Origin of the sequence: Psychroflexus sp. MES1-P1E, from assembly GCF_002836055.1 — a bacterium.
Classification (GTDB): domain Bacteria; phylum Bacteroidota; class Bacteroidia; order Flavobacteriales; family Flavobacteriaceae; genus Psychroflexus.
The window spans coordinates 1-805 of the sequence record NZ_PJBS01000013.1; the positions used below are offsets into that span (position 1 = coordinate 1).

An 805-nucleotide genomic window follows, 5' to 3' on the forward strand; every position below is an offset into this window, starting at 1 on the left:
CTGTTTTAAATGAAGCACAACGTGATTGTATATGGTTTGTTGCGTGATTAGCAACTAAATTAGTAAACAAATACGGACTAGAGAAAATTCCAACGGAATTTTCCAGATAAGCACTTGCCATAGCAATTAATTATACACGGTGTTGTAAACAGTTTTATAAATTATACTCAATTCCAAAATTCAATACAAATGATTTAATTTCATCATCTCTCTTTATCAATCCATTATATGACCTCAAATTCAATGTAACTCTTTCACTTACATTAAAACCAAACCCAAGAGATATGCCAAAATCAAATGAATCGTCACTTTCTCTAATAATAAAACTATCATATTCGCCATTAATTATCTGCTGTGATGAATTCAAACTTCTATCAATAATAAATCCAATTTGAGGACCACTCTCAAGATAAAGTTTATTACTTAAAAATAGTTTTACGATTAAGGGAATAGAAATAGTTAATTCATTAACTTCATATTCGAAATTATAGGTATTTGAATTTGATATAGGATTACCATTAAAATCAAAATTAGGTATGTTTAAACCTTTTACTAATACTTTACTACCTTGCAATGCAAAAAGTAACTCAGGTTGAAATTCCAATTTTTCTTCAAGTGCAATATTAATAAATCCACCTGCGTAGAATCCAAACTTGTAGTTATAATCTATTGAATTTTTATTTGGGACAAACTTTCCAATGTTAATTCCAGTTTTCATACCGAAATTGACAGGTCTAGCTTGTCCATAAATAACAGATAAATTTAAGAATAAAAATAAAGTTAAAACGGTTAATAGTTTTTTCAT

Annotated in this window: 1 protein-coding gene; it reads right to left on the reverse strand. The window is 27.7% G+C overall.

Annotated features, from left to right (window positions below):
- Positions 1–154: 154 nt before the first annotated feature.
- Positions 155–805, reverse strand: a 651-nt coding sequence (locus CXF67_RS00095; RefSeq protein ID WP_102086918.1) for a porin family protein, incomplete at its 5' end; no start/stop codon positions are given.